Origin of the sequence: Burkholderia sp. HI2500 (genome assembly GCF_002223055.1) — a bacterium.
Lineage (GTDB): Bacteria > Pseudomonadota > Gammaproteobacteria > Burkholderiales > Burkholderiaceae > Burkholderia.
The window spans coordinates 954,783-973,645 of sequence record NZ_NKFL01000007.1 but is presented as its reverse complement, the minus strand read 5'-3'; the positions used below and the strand labels follow the sequence as shown (position 1 = coordinate 973,645).

The following is an 18,863-nucleotide window of genomic DNA, read 5'->3' as shown; positions in this document are numbered from 1 at the left end:
CGCCGGCGCCACGCCGTTCGTTCTATCGAGCCGCCGTGCCGGCGGCCGTGTCTCTTCAGGAAGCCATGATGCAGAACGAGTTTGATTTCACCGTCATCGACGCGCTGTACGCGACCGGCTATCACGGGCCGCGTGCGCTCGACAAACCGGAGTTCTACTGGCGCTCGATGCTGGGCTCGATGGTCGCGTATCGCGACAGCTTCTTTCGCCCGCTCGGAGAGGAGATCGCGCCGGCCGACGCGCGCGACGGCATCGAGATCGAAGCCGCACGCTGCGAGTACGAGGGCAGCCGGTTTCATCACGCGCTGCCGATGAACATCTCGTCGCTGCGGCAGTTCGCGAACCACTGGCATCTGGTGCTGCCGACCATCTCGACGCTGCGCGACGGGTATTGCCGCCTGCGCGGCCACGACGGCGCGGTGTCGATGCTCGACCTGTGGTTCATCAGCAAGCTGTGCCAGCTGCTGCCCGCGTACCTGATCCGCCGGCGCGAGCAGCCGGCCGACCCGGATGCCATTCCCGTCGTGCCGTCGATCATCTACCGGATCTCGCTCGGCATGCACCGGATCGTGCATATCTCGCTGATCAAGCGGATGGCGTCGGGCGGCGATCCGGCCGCGCCGTGCCTCGCCAGCGACGCGTATTACCTGGTCGCCGAGGCGGCGGGCCTGCTCGTCGGCCGCAACTCGGTGTGCGCGGGGCCGCAGACGATGGTCGAGCAGGCCTATCGCGCGATGATCGAGCCGGCGCCGCCGGCGGGCGCCGAAGCGAGCGCGGCCGAGCCCGGCTTCTACCGCTACGCGGCGGCGTTCCTGAAGCTCGAAGCCGAAAAATACCTGTTCGCGGTGCGTGCGGCGCAGCAGTTGCGCGCGCTGATCGTCGCGCTCGACGCGGTGCCCGGGCAGGCGCGCACGCACGCGTTCCGCGACGCGCTGGCGCGCTTCGAGGACTGGTCCACCGAACACACGAGCCCGCTCGCGCACGAAATCGCCCGCGAGGATCTGACGATGCTGCTGCAGGGCGACGAGGCCGAGATCGCGCGTGCGCGGCAATGGCCGGCGGGGACGGTGCTGCGCCAGATGACGGCCGGGCTGAACCAGCTCGTCGCCGCGGCGGACCGGATGTGCGTGGCCACGCTCGGCGCGCACGGGCCGGCGCTGCTGGCGGAGATCGACGCGATGCGCGATGCGCCGCGCGACGCTGACGCATGGTCGGCCGACGCGTTCGCGGCGCACGGGCTCGACGCGGCGGCGGCGCGGGCGACGGCGGACGCGCTCAATACGTACCTGCACGACGAGCGCGCCGCGCAGCGGATCTTCACGCGGCTCCAGCAGGAGGTGGATCGCACGCTCGGCATCGACGACGCCATCGCGCCGTACTCGGCCGACGACATCGCCGCCGTGTTCGGGCCGCGGCTGCGCCACTGCATCGCCGAACACTTCGCGGCACCGGACGTCGCGGGCCACGCGGTCCGTTGACGCGCGGCGCGCCGGGCGCGACCCGCCGCGCCGTCCTCCATGTCCTTCACGTCCTTCATGCATCCAGACAGGGGCTACCATGCGTACCACTTCGCTTTCAGCCTATCAGTACCGCTTCTGGCTCGAGTGGCAGCTCAATCCGCACTCGTCGGCCTACACGACCGCGCTCGTCTACCGCCTGTCGGGTCCGCTGGATCGCGACGCGCTGCGGCGCGCGCTGGAGGCGTTCGTCCACGAGCATGACGAAGGATGCCGCAGCTCGTTCCGGATGGGCGACGCCGGCGTGGTGCGGGACGTGCACGACCGCGTGACGGTCGCGCTCGACTACCGCGACGCGCGGGCGGCGCCGGCGCTGGACGCCGCCGAGGCCGACGCGTGGATCGCCGCGCGCGCGGCGCACGTGTTCGCGCTCGACGACGCGCCGCTGTTTCGCTTCGCGCTGCTGCGCGAGGAGGCCGACGTGCACCGGCTCGTGCTCAGCTTTCCGCACATCATCTCCGATGCGTTTTCGGCGGTGTACATCAACCAGCGGCTGACGGCGCTGTACAACCACGCGCTCGGCGTGGGCCCGGCGCCCGCCCGCACGTTGCGCGGTCTCGGCGAGCAGCTCGCGTTCGAAGCCGCGTACCGCGCGTCGCCGCGCTACGACGAAGACCTCGCCTATTGGCTCGGCGCGCTGGCGCACGCGCCGCTCGGGCTCGAGTTCGACGCGGCGGCAGCGGCAGCGGCACCGGCATCGGCCGCTCCGGGCGAGGGGCGCATCCACCGGCTGCGCTTCGACGCGGACATCACGCGCCGGCTGCGCGCGCGTGCCCGCGCGAGCCGGTCGACCCCGTTTCTCGTGCTGTCGAGCCTGTTCGCGATCGCGCTGGCCCGCTGGCAGGACGTGCGCGAACTGGTCGTGACTTATCCCGTCAACATGCGCTCGCCGGGTTTTCGCGAGGCCAGCGGATGCTTCGTGAACAACCTGCCGATGATCTTTTCGCTGCGGCAGGGCGACACGTTCATCGACATCGTCGCGCGCACCACCGCCCAGCGTGCGGAGGCCAAGCGCCATCAGCAGCTGTCGCTGACCGATCTCGTGACGGCGCTGCGGCGCACGCGCTCGCTGGCCGATGCGCCCGTCTTCAACGTCGGCGTGACGGAAGCGTTCTTCGTGCAGGACGCACCGCTCGCCTTCCACGGCGTGCAAGCGGAATTGCTGCCGGCGGTCGCCGCGGAGCGGCCGTTCGACCTGAACTTCGCGTATCAGCTGACGCCCGACGGCCTGCACGTGAATCTCGAATACGACACGGGCCGCGTGCCGGCGGCGCGGATCGGCGAGTTCGCCGCGTCCTTCGGCCGGCTGCTGCGCGCGTACCTGGACGACGACGCGCAGCCCGCGCTCGCGGTCGACTTGCTGGCGCCCGAGCAGCGCGCGCGGCTCGCGCGCCACTGGCACGGGCCCGCGCGCCCGCTCGACGCGACGGACTGGCCGGCCCGCTTCGCCGCGCAGTGCGCCGCGACGCCGGATGCGCCGGCCGTCCAGTTCGGCGCGGAGCAGCTGACCTATCGCGAACTGGATGCGCTGTCGGCCCGGCTCGCGGGTTTTCTCGCGGCGCGCGGCGTGACGCCGGGGGCCCTCGTCGGGCTGTGCTGCGAGCGCTCGACGGAAATGGTGCTGGCGATCGTCGCGGTGCTGCGCGCGGGCGCGGCCTACGTGCCGCTCGATCCCGCCGCGCCGCCGGAGCGGCTGCGGCGCATCGTCGACGATGCCGGGCTCGCGCTGCTGCTTACGCAGCGGCACCTGCTGGCGCGCCTGCCCGCCGGGCCGGCCGCGCGGCAGGCGCTGGACGACCGGGCGGCGTGGCTCGCCGCCGAGCCGCTGCCGGCGCGGCGCCTGCACCCGGACGGGATCGCTTACGTGATCTACACGTCCGGCTCCACCGGCGCGCCGAAGGGCGTCGCCAACACGCATCGCGCGCTGGTCAACCGGCTCGACTGGCACGGCTCGCTGCTCGCCGATGCCGCGCCGGTGCGCGTGCTGCAGAAGACGCCGTACTTTTTCGACGTGTCGGTCTGGGAATTCCTGTGGACGCTGCAGAGCGGGCATGCGCTGGTGATCGCGCCGCCGGAGCTGCACAAGGACCCGGCCGGGCTGGCGGCGCTGCTGCGCCACGCGCGCATCGCGGTCGCGCACTTCGTGCCGTCGATGCTGAACGCGTTCCTGGACGCGGTGCCCGGGCAGCGCTTCCCGGATCTCGCGCTGGTCGTCTGCAGCGGCGAGGCGCTGCTCGCCGAGCAGGCCGAGCGCTTCCACCGGCTGCTGCCGGGCGTGCGGCTCGCCAACCTGTACGGGCCGACCGAGGCGGCGATCGACGTGAGCGTGTGGCATTGCGCGCCGGGCGAGGCTTACGCGCGCGCCGGCGTGCCGATCGGCCGGCCGATCGACAACGTGTCGCTGTACGTGCTGGACGCGGGCCTCGAGCCCTGCGCGCCCGGCCGCGCGGGCGAGCTGTACATCGGCGGCGCGGGGCTCGCGCAAGGGTATGTCGGCCGCCCGGATCTCACCGCGGCGAGCTTCGTGCCCGATCCGTACGCGGGCCGTGCAGGCGCGCGCATGTACCGCACCGGCGACATCGCGATGTTCGGCGAGCACGGTGAACTGCATTACCTCGGCCGGCGCGACGAGCAGGTCAAGCTCAACGGCAACCGGATCGAACTGCGCGAGATCGAGGCGTGCCTGCTGGCGCTGCCGGGCATCGCGCAGTGCGCGGTGGTGCCGGTGCGGGTGCACGGGCGCGTGCGGCTGCTGCATGCGTTCGTCGAGCCGGCCGCGGGGTGGGACAGCTGGCCGGTGGACGCGCTGCACACGGAGCTGGCCGCGCGGCTGCCCGAATCGATGCGTCCGGCGCGCATCGACGTGGTGGAGCGCATCGCGCTGCTGCCGGCCGGCAAGATCGACCGCAAGCGCCTGGCCCAGCTCGCCGACGCGGCGCTCGAGACGCGCGCGCGCGGCGCCGAGGCGCGCGCCAAGACACCGTTCCAGGCCGAGGTCGCCGCCGAGTGGTCGGCCGTGCTCGACGTCGCCGACATCGGGCCGGACGATCATTTCTTCATGCTCGGCGGCAGCTCCGTGCAGGCGATCCAGCTGATCGCGCGTCTGAATGGCCGCTACGGGCTGCTGCTGTCGCCGCCGCTGCTGTTCGGCGCACCGCAGCTCGACCGGTTCAGCGCACAGGTGCTGGTCGCGCTCGGCCAGAAAGCCCAGCGGGAGGCCCGCCTCGAAGCGCTGCTCGATCGCCTCGCGCCGGACGACATGGACGAACTACTCACACTGTTTTCATCGTCGGGAGAGCTGGTTTGATGTCGCATAACGATTCCACCGAAAACAAGCGTCGCCAATTGCTCGAAGCGTTCGGCAGGCAGCGCGGCGCGGGCAGCCGCGACGCGATTACCCGCCAGGCGCGGCCGGCGGACCTGCCCGCGTCGGCGGAACAATTGCGGATGTGGGTGCAGATGGCGATCAGCGGCGGCGCTGGCCATTTCCACGTGCCGCACGTGCTGGAGATTGCGGGCACGCTCGACGAAGCGGCATTGCGGGCGGCGCTGTGCGACGTGGTCGCGCGGCACGAGGCGCTGCGCACGACGTTCGACGCGCGCGACGGCGGCTTGTACCAGCGTGTGCACCCCGCGCTCGATCCGTCGCTGCCCGTCCATCGTCATGCGGCGGGCGCGACCGACGCGGACATCGCCCGCACGATCACCGCCGAAATCGCGCAGCCGTTCGACCTGGCGCACGGGCCGCTGCTGCGCGTGTCGCTGCATCGTGTCGGCGACGCGCGGCAGATTCTCGTGCTGACCGCCCATCACCTGATCGTCGACGGGTGGTCGCTGGAACTGATGCTGGCCGACTGGTGGCGGGCCTACGCGGCGCGGCTGGCGGGCCGCGAGCTCGAGCCGCCGGCCGACGACGAGCCGCACTATGCGGACTATGCGCTGTGGCAGCAGGCGCGCGGCGCCGCGGACAGCGCGCCGAGCCTCGCCTACTGGCAGGGCCGGCTGGCCGGCGCGACGACGCTCGAATTGCCGTTCGCGCTGCCGCGCCCGCCGCGGCGCGCGCACGACGGCGAACTGGTGTTCTTCACGATTCCCGCCGCCGTGCGCGCGCGGGCCGAGGCGCTGGCGCGCCGGCAGGGCGGCACGCTGTTCACCGTGATGCTGGCCGCGTGGCGGTGCCTGCTCGGCGACTACGCCGGCCAGGACGACTTCTGCATCGGCACGACCGCGTCGAACCGCGTGCATCCGGGCAGCGAGCGCATCGTCGGCTTCTTCGCGAACCTGCTCGCGTTGCGCACCGCGCGGCAAGGCTGCGCCACGTTCGCCGCGCTGGTCGAGCGCGAGCGCGACACCGTCGCCGACGCGCTGCGGCATCAGGCGGTGTCGTTCGACCAGGTGGTCGAGCAGGTCGGCGTCGCGCGCGATGCCGCGCGCAGCCCGCTGTTCCAGGTCAACTTCGTGCTGCAGGACACGAAAGGCGCGGTGCCCGGCGCCGCCGAGCCGGCGACGCCGGCCGGGATGCCGGCGATGACGGTGCGCGACGACCTGTACCGCTACGCGCAGTTCGACCTGACGCTGTTCGCCGAGCTGACGTCCGACGGCGTGCGCTGCTGCACGGTGTTCCGCACCGATCTGTTCGAGGCCGCCGATATCGAGCGGCTGTCGCGCACCTACGCGCAGTACCTCGACGCGCTGACCGCGCAGCCGGACGCGCCGTTCGGCACGCTCGCGCGCGGCGACGCGGCCACGCTCGACGCGCTGCGCGGCTGGCAGAGCCGGCCGCTCGGGCAGCCGCTGCCCGACTCGATCGGCGCGGTGATCGACGCGCTCGCGCGGCAGCATCCGGGCCGCACGGCGATCCGCCACGGCGACGCGACGCTCGACTACCACGCGCTGAACTTGCGCGCGAACCGGCTGGCGGATCACTTGCGCGATCTCGGCGTGTCGCCGGGCTCGACCGTCGGCCTGTGCCTCGAGCCGGGCGCCGAGCTGATCGTCGCGATGCTGGCGGTGCTCAACGCGGGCTGCGCGTATGTGCCGCTCGACAGCCGCTATCCGGCGGACCGGCTGCGATTCCTGATCGACGACAGCCAGGCAAGCGTGATCGTCACGCGCGACGACGTGGTGGCGCGCACCGATGCGCTGCGCGACGGCTATCTGAACCTGATCGTCCTCGAGGACCACGACGACGAGATCGCCGCGCGCGACGGCGCGTTCGTCGCGAGCGGGCTGCCGGCGCAGATGCCGGCGTACCTGATGTACACGTCGGGCACCACCGATCGTCCGAAGGGCGTCATCGTGCCGCAGCAGGCGATCCTGCGGCTCGCCTACCGGCCGGCCTATCTCGACGTGACGCCGGACGACGTGTTCCTCCAGTTCGCGCCGACGGCATTCGACGCGTCGACGTTCGAGATCTGGACCGCGCTCCTGAACGGCGCGTCGCTCGTCGTGCCGGTTGGGCGCGACGCGTCGCTCGACCAGCTCGGGCCGTTGCTGGTCGACGCGGGCGTGACGATCCTGTGGCTGACGAGCGGCCTGTTCGCGGCGATGGTCGATCACGCGCCGGACGCGCTGCGGCAGCTGCGCTACCTCGTCTGCGGCGGCGACGTGCTGTCGCTGCCGCACGTGGCGCGCGCCCGCGCGCTGCTGGAACGCGGCCAGGTGGTCAACGGCTACGGGCCGACCGAGACCACGACCTTCGCCACCGCGTACCCGGTGCGCGGCGCGCTGGCGGCCGGGCGCACGGTGCCGATCGGCATGCCGATCCAGGGCACGTCGGTGTATGTGCTCGACGACGACCTGAATCCGCTGCCGGCCGGCGCGGCGGGCGACCTCTACATCGCGGGGCCCGGCGTCGCGCACGGCTACGCGAACCGGCCGGACCTGACCGCGGCCGCGTTCGTGCCCGATCCGCATGGCGGCGAGCCGGGCGCCCGCATGTACCGCAGCGGCGACGTCGGCTACTGGGCGCATGACGGCGCGCTGCATTACCTCGGCCGGCGCGACCGGCAGGTGAAGCTGCGCGGCTACCGGATCGAGCCGGCGGAAATCGAGGCGGCGCTGGCCGCGTGCCGCGGCGTGCAGGCCGCCGTCGTGACGGTCGACGCGACGCCGCAGGGCGACAAGCAGCTCGTCGCGTACTGGACCGCAAGCCCGGGCACGGGCGCGGACGTGCCGGACGAAGCCGGCCTGCGCGCGCAGCTGCGGGCGTCGCTGCCGGATCATCTGGTGCCGGCGCGCTTCCACGCGGTGCCGCACATTCCGCTGACGGCGAACGGCAAGGTGGACCGGGCCGCGCTCGCGCGGCTCACGCCGGCCGACGCGCCCGTCGACGCGGCGCCCGAGACGCTGACGGACACGCAGCGCGTCCTGCGCACGCTGTGGGAAGACGTGCTCGGCCGCAGCGGGTTCGGCCTCGACGACGGCTTCTTCGATCTCGGCGGCGATTCGCTGCTGGCGATCCGGCTGAAGGCGCAGGCGCAGCGCCACGGGCTCGAATTCGAGATCCAGGACCTGTTCGTCCACCAGAGCGTGCGGACGCTGGGCGAGCACATCGAGCGGCAGCGCGGCGCGGGGGCAGGCGCCGTTGCAGTTGCGCCGGCCGAGGCCGCCGTCGCCCGGGCGCCGCTGACGAGCGAAGCGGATCGTGCGCGGCTGCCGGCCGGCGTCGTCGACGCGTATCCGCTCAGCCGCCTGCAACTGGGGATGCTCTATCACGGCCTGCGCCACGAGCGCTCGAGCGTGTACCACGACGTGATCGGCTACGAGGTCGCGTATGCGTACGACGAAGCGTGCCTCGCGCACGCGCTCGACCGGCTGTCGGCCCGCCATCCGGCGTTGCGCACCGCGCTGCGGATGGAGGGGTTCAGCGTGCCGCTGCAACTCGTGTTCGACACGGCGCGCATTCCGCTGACGGTCACCGACCTGACCGCGCTCGACGCGACGGCGCAGGCCGCCCGGATCGCCGCGTTCATGGACGGCGAGCGGTTCGCCGCGTTCGACATCGCCGCCGCGCCGCTGTTTCGCTGCTTCGTGTTCAAGCTGGCGGCGCAGCGCTTCAAGCTGGTGTGGAGCTTCCATCACGCGATGCTCGACGGCTGGAGCGAGGCCGCGCTGACCGCCGAATTCATCCGGCTCTACACGGCGGGCCTGACGGGCGCGCGGAACCCGCAGGACGACGAGCCGGTGCAGGCCGGTTACCGGGATTTCATCGAACTGGAACAGGCCGCGCTCGCCGATCCGGCCCAGCGCGAGTTCTGGCGCGGCCGGCTCGACGGCGCGCAGGCGCTGTCGCTGCGCCGCGCGCCGCTGCCGGGCGACGCGGCGGACGAACGGGTGGATTATCTGGAGGTCGAGGTCTCCGTCGAACTGGAGGCGGCGCTGCGCGCGCTCGCGCGCGACGCGAACGTGCCGCTCAAGAGCGTGCTGCTCGCTGCCCACCTGCGCGCGCTGCAGGCGCTGAGCGGGCGGCGCGACGTGCTGACGTCGATGGTGACGCACGTGCGGCCCGAGACCGAGCATGCGGCGCGTGCGGTCGGGCTGTTCCTGAATTCGGTGCCGGTGCGCGCGGCGCTCGACGGCGCGGCATCGCCCGTCGCGCAGGTGCGGCAGGTGTTCGAGATCGAGTCGGGTATTTTCCGGCACCGCTTCTATCCGTCGCAGCAGATCCGGCAGGACAACGGCGGGATCGAGCTGGGTGAGGTGCTGTTCAATTTCACGAGCTTCCACGTGCTGCGCGAGCTGGACGACGCGGACGTGCGGATGCTCGCGGGCCGCGACGGCCATGCGGTCAACAGCTTTCCGGTGCAGGTCGACTTCTCCGTCTCCGCGAGCGACCAGCGGCTGCGTTGCATCGTCGGCTACCGGGCCGACAGCCTGCGGCGCGCCGACGCGGAAGACATCGCGCACGCGCAGCACGAAGCGCTGCGGCGGCTTGCCGGCGCACCCGCGGCGACGTGGCTGCTGCCTGCCACGCTCGCGCGGCTCGACGACTGGGCGGCGCCGAAGCCGGGGCGGCCGGTTGGCGCGAGCGTCGGCGAGCGCCTTGCCGCGTGCGCGGCCGCCGCGCCGGACGCCGTCGCGCTGATCGACGACACGGGCGAAACGACCTATGCGGCGCTACTCGAACAGTGCGACCGGCACGCCGCTGCGCTCGTCGCGCTGGGCGTGCGGCAGGGCGACGTCGTGGCGGTGTGCGCGGGCCGCACGGCGGCGACGCTGCGGACCGTGCTCGCGCTGTTCCGGATCGGCGCCGTGTATCTGCCGCTCGATCCCGCGTTGCCGGAAGCGCGCCATCGCTTCATGGTGGATGACGCGCGTCCGGAGGCGATCGTCGGCGATGCCGCCGCGCCCGCCTGCCTGCGCGCGTGCGGCGTGCGCTTCGTCGAGCAGGCGGCGCTGGCGGAAGCGGGCCCGGCCGCGTTGGCCGCCGCGCCGCGCGTCAGCCCCGGCGACCCGGCCTACATTCTCTATACGTCCGGCTCGACCGGTACGCCGAAGGGCGTGCTGTGCCGCCAGGAGGGCATCCTCGCGCTGTTCGACGCGCTCGCCCGCACGTATCCGCTGGCCGCGGGCGATCGCGTGCTGTGGAAGACCGCGCAATCGTTCGACGTTTCGCTCACCGAAATGCTGTGGCCGTTGATGAAGGGCGCCGCGATCGTGATCGCGCGGCCGGACGGCCAGTACGATCCGCGCTACCTGCAGCGCGCGATCGAGCAGCATCGCGTGACGGTGGTCAATTTCGTGCCGTCGATGCTGCACCTGTTCCTGCAGTCGCTCGACGCCGGCGCGGCGAGCCCGCTGCGCGCGGTATTCGCCGCCGGCGAGCCGCTGCTGCCGGCGACCGTCGAGCTGGCGGCGCGCGTGCTGCCGCACGCGCCGCTGTTCAACGCCTACGGCCCGACCGAGGCCAGCATCTACGCAACCGTATGGCGCTGCGCGAGCGGCCCCGTGTTGATCGGCCGCGCGGTGGGCGACGTCGGCACGCACATCCTCGCGCCCGATCTCGCACGGCTGCCGATCGGCGTGACCGGCGAGCTTTACCTGTCCGGGCGCGCGCTGGCGTCAGGCTACCTGAACCGGCCCGAACTGAGCGCGGAGCGCTTCGTGCCGAATCCGTATGCGACCGGCGATGCGGATCGCGTGCTGTATCGCACCGGCGACCTGGCCCGCTTCGATCGGCACGGCGACCTCGAATTCGTGGGCCGCGACGACCAGCAGGTCAAGGTGCGCGGCTTCCGCATCGAGACGGGCGAAGTCGAATCGGTGCTGGGCCGCCATCCGGGGGTCGCCAAGGTCGCGGTGCTCGCGCGTACGGGGAGCGCGGGCGCCGTGCTCTGCGCGTTCGTGCAGGCGGCGGGCGCGCTGCCGGACGGCGCGCTGAAGGCGCATGCGCAACAGGCGCTGCCGCCGTACATGGTGCCCGACCGGATCGTCGTGCTCGACGCGATGCCGATGACCGGCAGCGGCAAGATCGATCGTCTCCGGCTGGCCGACTGGCCGCTCGACGCGGCGGGCGCCACCGATTCCGCCGGCCCTGCCACCCCCGCACACCGCACACCCGGCGATGCCGAGGGCGCGGTCGCGGCGATCTGGTGCGACGTGCTCGGCCTCGCCGAGATCGATCCGGACACCAACTTCTTCGACGCCGGCGGCCACTCGCTCGCGTTGATCCAGTGCCAGGCGCGGCTGCGTCGCGAATTCGGCCGCGACGTCGACATCGATCACCTGTTCCGCTACACGACGATTCGCACGCTGGCCGGCTGGCTGTCCGCGTCCGGCACGTCGTCGGCCGATGCGGATGTCGACGGCGCGGTCGCGGTCGCGGCCGTGAGCCCATCGCCCGTCGACAGCCGCGACGTCGCGATCATCGGGATGAGCGCGGCCGTGTCGGGCGCGGACGACGTCGAGCAGTTCTGGCGCATGCTGCTCGCGGGCGAGGACGGCATCACCCGGCTCGACGACGCACGGCTGCGCGCGCTCGGCGTGCCGGACGACCTGCTCGGCAATCCGCGCTTCGTCGCCGCGCGCGGGTTGATTCGTGATCCGGACTGTTTCGACGCCGCGTTCTTCGGCTATACGCCGCGCGAAGCCGAGATCATGGATCCGCAGCAGCGCAAGCTGATGGAGGAAAGCTACCGCGCGCTCGAGGACGCCGGTTATGCCGGGCCCGGGCTCGCGCGCGACGTGGGCGTCTACGTCGGCGTGGGCGCGAGCCAGTACCTCGCGAACCACGTGCTCGGCAACCGCGACGCGGTCGACGCGCTCGGCTTGTACCAGATCAACGTGCTGAACCAGCCCGCGACGCAGATCGCCTACCGGCTGAACCTCACCGGCCCCGCGGTCACGCTGAACACCGCGTGCTCGACGTCGCTGGTCGCGCTGCACATGGCCGCGCGCGCGGTCGCGCAGGGCGACTGCGAACTCGCGCTCGCGGGCGCGGCGTCGATCGGCGTCGACGGCGTGCCGGGCTACCTGCACCGCACCGGCGGGATCTTTTCCGCGGACGGCTATTGCCGCGCCTTCGACGCGGCCGCGAGCGGCACCGTCGAGGGCAGCGGCGCGGGTGCGGTGGTGCTGAAGCGGCTCGATCTCGCGCGCCGCGACGGCGATCACGTGTATGCGGTCGTCAAGGGCTCCGCGATCAACAACGACGGCCACGACAAGGCCGGCTACACCGCGCCGAGCCCCGCGGGCCAGGCACGGGTGATCCGCGCCGCGCTGGCGGACGCGGGCGTGGACGCCGCGTCGGTCGGCTATGTCGAGACGCACGGCACCGGCACGCTGCTCGGCGATCCGATCGAAATGGCCGCGCTGAAGGCGACCTACGGCCAGCACCCGGCACGCGCCCCGCGCCTGCTCGGCGCGGTCAAGACGAGCGTCGGGCACCTGGACAGCGCGGCGGGGCTCGCGGGCGTGATCAAGGCGGCGCTCGCGCTCGAACGCGGCAAGGTGCCGGGCACGCTGCATTTCGACACGCCCAACCCGCTGCTCGAACTCGACGACACGGCCTTCCGCCTCACCGCGGAAGCGGCCGACTGGCCGGACGGCGGCACGCCGCGCCGCGCGGCCGTCAGCTCGTTCGGCATCGGCGGGACCAATGCGCACGTGATCCTGGAAGCCGCGCCGCCCGAGGCGGATGCGCCGACGGCCGCCGCCGCGCATTGCCTGCGGCTGTCGGCCGCCACGCCGGACGGGCTGCGGCGCGCGGCGGACCGCCTCGCCGCCGCGTGGCGCCGCCACCCGGAATGGGCGCTGGCCGACGTCGCGCATACGCTGCAGGCCGCCCGGCAGGACCACGCGTGCCGGGCGTTCGTGGTTGCCGAGTCGCGCGACACGGCGCTCGACGCGCTGGCCGCGGGCGGGTGGCCGGCCACCGGCGACGCGCCGCCCGCGCGCCCGGTGATTTTCCTGTTCACCGGGCAGGGCGCGCAGGCCGCCGGGATGGCGCGCGACCTGCATCGCGAGCACCCGGTGTTCCGCGCCGCGCTCGACGACGTGTGCGGGCGGTTCGCGGGGGCGGCCGGGCTGGCGCTCGAACCGTACCTGCTGGGCGACGCGAGCACCACCGACACGGCGCTGGTCCAGCCGCTGCTGTTCGCGTACGAGTACGCGCTGTATCAGGCGTGGGCGGCGCTGGGGGTGACGCCGGACTACCTGATCGGCCACAGCCTCGGCGAACTGGTCGCCGCGTGCTGCGCGGGCGTGTTCTCGCTCGACGACGCGGTCGGCCTCGTGGCGGCGCGCGCGGCGGCGATGCAGGCGCAGCCGGCCGGCGCGATGCTGTCGGTATCGATCGCGGAGGACGAACTGGCCGCGCAGCTGCCGCCGACGCTCGCCGTCGCGGCGGTCAACGGGCCGCTGCAGTGCGTGGTGTCCGGCCCGGTGGACGCGGTCGACGCGTTCGCGGCGCACCTGCGCAACGCGGGGGTCGCGCATGCGCCGCTCGCGTCGTCGCACGCGTTCCATTCGCCGATGATGGCCGACGCGGCCGCGCGCGTGCAGGCGCATGCCGCGACGATGACGCTGCACGCGCCGCGCATCCCGCTGATCTCCAACCTCGACGGCACGCTGCTGGATGCGCAGCGCGCCGCCGATCCCGCGTACTGGGCTGCGCACGTGCTCGGCACCGTGCGTTTCTCGGCGGGCGTGCGGACGCTGGCGGCGCTGGGCGACGCGCTGTGGGTCGAGATCGGCCCGCGCGACGTGCTCGCGGCGCTGGTGCGCGCGCATCGCTGCGCGCCGGCCGACGCGGTGCTGGCAAGCTTCACGGAGCGCGCGCCGCGCACGATGGCGACCTTGCTCGCCGGCTACGGCCGGCTGTGGGCGAAGGGCGCGCGACTGACGCGCCGCGACGCGTACGCGGGCGAGCGCCGCAAGCGGCTGCCGTTGCCGGGCTATCCGTTCGAGCGCACGCGCCACTGGCTGCCGGCCCAGCAGGGCGGCCCCCTCGAGCGCGCGCAGCCGCAGGCGCCGGCCGTTGCACCGGTTGCTGCACCGGTTGCGGTCGACACCCCGCGCGCCGCAGCGGTCGAAACCGACGACGTGCGGCATGCGCTGACGCGCATCTGGACGGAATGCCTCGGCCATGAGCGGATCACGCCGACCGACGATTTCTTCGCGCTGGGCGGCGATTCGCTGCTGGCCGGGCGCGTGCTCGCGCGGATTCACGAGCGGCTGAATGCGGAGCTGACGCTCGAGGCGTTCTTCAGTGCGCCGACGATCGACGGGCTGGCCTGCGCGATTCGCATGCAGGCGGAACCCGCGCAGCCAGCCGAGCGGGCGGCAACGACGCCGGCTGGCCGGCCGGCCGCCGGGCCGCGCCGCGCGCCGATGTCGTTCCAGCAGCGCCGGCTGTGGACGCTCGAACGGCTCGGCATGGGCGGTTCGGTCTTCCACCTGCCGCAATGCCTGCATCTGCACGGCGACGTCGACCGCGCCGCGCTGCACGCGGCGCTCGGCGGGCTGGTCGCGCGCCATCCGGTGCTGCGCACGTCGTTCCACGAGGGGCCGGACGGCGGCGGCGAGCAGCACGTGCATGCCGACGCGGCGGTCGCGCTGTCGATCCATGCGTACGCCGGCGACACGGACGACACGGACGACACGGACGACGCGCTGCGCGCGTTCATCGCGCAGCATCGCGACGCGCTGCGGGCGGAGCCGTTCGGTCTCGCGCGGCCGCCGCTGTTCCGCGCGCGGCTGCTCGAACTCGGGCCGCGCCGCGCGTGCCTGTTGATGTCGTTCCATCACATCGTCGTCGATGGCTGGTCGTTCCGGCTGATCGCGCAGGATCTCGCGTCGCTGTACGGCGCGGCGAGCCAGGGGCGCGCGCCGGAGGCCGCGCCGCCCGCGTGGGACTACGCGGACTACAGCGAGGAGCAGGCGGCGCGGTTCGCCGCCGGGCACGACGCGGCGCACGAGGCGTTCTGGGCGCACCTGGACGGCGCGCCGGTGCTCGACCTCGGCGGCGACCGGCGTCGCGCGCGCACGCCCGGACGCCTCGCGCACAGCGGCCGCGTCGCGGTGGACGCCGGGCGCGCCGCGCAGGTCGACGCGCTGGCGCGGCGCTTGCGGACGACGCCGTACGTCGTGTTCCTGTCCGCGTTCCTGCTGATGCTGTCGCGGCGCACGGGGCAGCGCGACCTGGTGGTCGGCTCGCCGGTCGCCAACCGCGCGTCGAGCCGCACCGAAGAGCTCGTCGGCTTTTTCGTCAACCTGCTCGCATTGCGCGTGGCGTTCCCGGCGGCCAGCAGCACGCGCGCATGGATCGAACGGGTGCGCGACTGCGTGATGGCCGCGCACGCGCATCAGGACTATCCGTTCGAAAAGCTGGTCGAGCGTTTCGCCGGCCCGCGCGACGCGTCGCTGACGCCGCTGTTCCAGGTGGTGTTCTCGATGCAGGAGGCGCCGGTTCGCCAGGTGCGGATCGGCGCGCTGGACGTCGCGTTCGAGGACACGCCGGAAACGGAAACCGAATACGACCTGACGATGAACCTGCATCGCGACGGCGCGGGCTACGGCGGCGTGCTGCTGACACGCGACGGCGCGCTGGAGCGGGGCGAGGCGGACGAGGTGGTCGAACAGTTCCACGCGGCGCTGGACCTGTTGCTGACGCTGCCGGACGATGCGCCGCTGGGCGACGCGGGCGTGCTGTCGGCCGCGCAGCGGCAGGCATGGCAGGCGGCGTCCGGCACCGTCGACGCGCCTGCGCGGGCGGCGTCCGACCTCGTGTCGCTGCTGTCGGGCACGCTGACGGCCGGCAACGCCGCGCCCGCGGTCGCCACCGCGCACGAGACGCTCAGCTACGGGGCGCTGCGGGCCCGGGTGGACCAGGTCGCGGGCGCACTGCTCGCGCGCGGCGTGCGCACCGGCGACCGCGTCGCGCTGTGCTTGCCGACGGGGCTCGACGCACTGGTGGCGCTGCTCGGCGTGCTGCACGCCGGGGCGACCTACCTGCCGCTCGATCCCGCCGCGCCGGCCGCGCGGCAGCACGCGATCCTGTCGCAGGCGGCGCCGGTGCTGCTCGTGCACGACGCCACGGCGGCGGCGCCGGCATGGCCCGGATGCGCGGCGATCGCGTTTGCCGTGCTGGGCGATGCGCCCGCCGGCGCGCTGCCCGCGTGCATCGATCCGCAGCAGGCCGCCTATACGCTGTTCACGTCCGGCTCGACCGGCGTGCCGAAGGGCGTCGACGTCAGCCATCGGGCCGTCGCGCACAAGATCCAGGCGCTGTGCGCCGCGTACCGGATGACCGCAGACGACCGCGTCGTGCAGTTCTCGTCGCTCGTGTTCGACGTGTCGATCGAGGAGATTTTCACGACGCTGTCCGCCGGCGCCTGCCTGCTGTTGCTCGATCGCGCGGCATGGCCGACGCTCGGTGCGTTCAGCGGCCTGCTCGATACGCAGCGCGCGACCGTTCTCAACCTGCCCGCGTCGTTCTGGCGCGAATGGGTGCGTGCGATCCGGCTCGGCGAGGCCGCGCTGCCGGCGCGGCTGCGCCTGGTCGTGACGGGCAGCGAGACGGTGCCGCTCGCGGCGGTGCAGGCATGGCGCGCCGTGACGGGCGGCCGCGTGGCGCTGATGAACGCGTACGGGCTGACGGAAAGCGTGATCACGTCCGTCGTGCACGACGTGCCGACCGCCGCGCGCCCGGACGAACGCGACGTGCCGATCGGCGCGCCGCTGCCGGGCACCACCGCCTATGTGCTCGACGCGCACCTGCAACCGGTGCCGCCGCTGTGCCGCGGCGAGCTCTACCTGGGCGGCAGTGCGCTCGCGAGCGGCTATCCGGGCCGGCCCGGGCAGACGGCCGCCGCCTTCCTGCCCGATCCGTTCGCCGGCCAGCCGGGCGCGCGCATGTATCGCACCGGCGACCTCGTGCGTCGCGATACGGACGGCGCACTGGTCTACCTCGGCCGCAGCGATCGCCAGATCAAGGTGCGCGGGATTCGCGTCGACCTGGCCGAGGTGGAGGCGCTGCTGCTCGACCAGGACGGCGTGCGCGAGGCGGCGGTGCGGCTGTCGAGCGGGCCCGATGCGCCGGCGCCGCGCCTGGAGGCGTTCATCGTCGTGGGTTCCGACGCGTCGGATGCGCCGGCCACGCCACGCGATGCGGCGCGCGCGCGGCTGCGTGCGTTGCGCCGCGTGGCGCCGGCGCACCTGGTGCCGCATGCGCTGGCCATCGTGCCGTCGCTGCCCAAGACGTCCGGTGACAAGATCGACCGCCAGTGGGTGTCGACGGCGGTGCTGCCCGACGAAGCCGCGGACGGCGACGAAGCGCCGCCGCTGCGCGCGCTGCTGGCGGTGCTGCGCGACGTGCTGCGGCTGGACCGGATCGGCCGGGACGACAACTACTTCGGGCTGGGCGGCGACTCCATCCTGGTGTTGCGCGCCGTCGCGCAACTGAACCGGGCGGGCTGGACGGTCGATCCTCAGGACTTCTTCTCGACCTCGACCCTCGCGGACCTGGCCGAATGCCTGCGACCGCTGACGGTGCGGCCGGAGGCGGACGACGCGTCCGGATTCCCGCTGACGCCGTATCAGCGGCGCGTGTTGCAGCGCCCGCACGCGCACCACTGGAACCGCTCGCTGCTCGTTCAGGCGGCGCAGCCGCTCGACGCCGACGCGCTGCGGGCCGCGTTCCGCTCGCTGCTCGACGCGCACCCGGGGCTGCGCTGCGTATTCGATGCCCACGCGCTGGCCGGCCGCATCGCGCCGGCGGACGCGGACGCCGTGCAGCGCTGCTTCAGCAGCCACGACCTCGGCACGGCGGACGATGCGGCCCGCTTCATCGCCGCGCACGGCGCGACGCTGCAGCTGGGCTTCGATCTCGCGCACGGGCCGCTGGTCCGGATCGCGCACTACCGGTGCGGCGCGGCCGGCGACCGGCTGCTGCTCGTCGTGCACGGGCTGGTGGCGGACAGCCATGGCTGGGCGGTGCTGCTGGACGACCTGGCCCACGCATATGCGGCGCATGCGAACGGCCGGACGCCGGCACTGGCCGCGCCGACGCTCGCGTACCCGGCCTATCTGCGTGCGGTGGACGCGCGCATTGCCGCCGCGCGGGCGGCGGGCGAGAGCGCCGCGTACTTCGCGCCGATGGCGGCCAACGTCGCGCTGCCGCGGGATCGGCACGCGGCACCCGGCGACAACGCGGAGGCCAGCCAGCAGGTCGTGCGCGACCGGCTGACGGGCGACGCGGCGCGACGGATGCTCACCGTCGTGCCGCAGCGCCTGCGCGTGAAAGCCGCCACCGTCGCCATCGCGGCGGCCGCGCGCGCGCTGACCGAATGGGCGGGCGGCGCGGTGGTCGCCGATCTCGGCCGGCACGGCCGCGACTGGCTCGACGACGGGCCGGCGGTCGAGCGCGCGCTCGGCTGCTTCGTCTGCGACGTGCCGCTGCTGTTGCCGCAGCACGCCGGCGCGCCGGGCGTCGCCGCGCTGCGCGCGTGGGAGGCGGCGCTCGCCGCGCTGCCGCCGGCGGCGCTGGGCGGCGCGGACGTGCCGCCGCCCGCCGGCGTCGATGCCGACGCGTGGCGGCGTTGCGTGCAGCCGCAGGTCAGCGTCGATTTCGTCTCGGCGGCCGCCGCGCGCCCTTCCGCGTGGTTCTCCGCCGCGCCCGAGGCGGTGGGCGCGGATCGCGCGGCGACCGACCAACGTTCGCACCTGCTGAACCTCGTCTGCGTCGCGGGCGACGGCGAACTCGCATTCGAGTGCCGTTACAGCAACACCGTGCACACGCGCGCCACTGCCGAACGGTTGCTGCGCCGGTGGCGCGAGCACATGGAGGCCGCGCTCGCGCTCGTCGCCGACGCCGCCGTTCCCGTAGTCGAACACGATCATTCCTGA

3 protein-coding genes are annotated in these 18,863 nt (G+C 73.4%); all 3 read left to right on the top strand.

What is annotated here, in order from left to right; genetic code table 11:
• Positions 1-68: 68 nt before the first annotated feature.
• The 3 genes from CFB45_RS36375 (at position 69) to CFB45_RS36365 (ending at position 18,863) form a co-directional block, all read left to right on the top strand.
• Complete coding sequence (locus tag CFB45_RS36375; protein WP_089430146.1) at positions 69-1,478, top strand: hypothetical protein; 1,410 nt, start codon at positions 69-71, stop codon at positions 1,476-1,478.
• Between the two features lie 79 nt (positions 1,479-1,557).
• Positions 1,558-4,824, top strand: coding sequence for a non-ribosomal peptide synthetase (locus CFB45_RS36370; protein ID WP_089429905.1), 3,267 nt, complete (start codon positions 1,558-1,560; stop codon positions 4,822-4,824).
• The gene (locus tag CFB45_RS36365; protein WP_089429904.1) at positions 4,824-18,863 is read left to right on the top strand and encodes a hybrid non-ribosomal peptide synthetase/type I polyketide synthase; all 14,040 of its coding nucleotides are present in this window, start codon (positions 4,824-4,826) and stop codon (positions 18,861-18,863) included. Before CFB45_RS36370 ends, CFB45_RS36365 begins: the two co-directional genes overlap by 1 nt.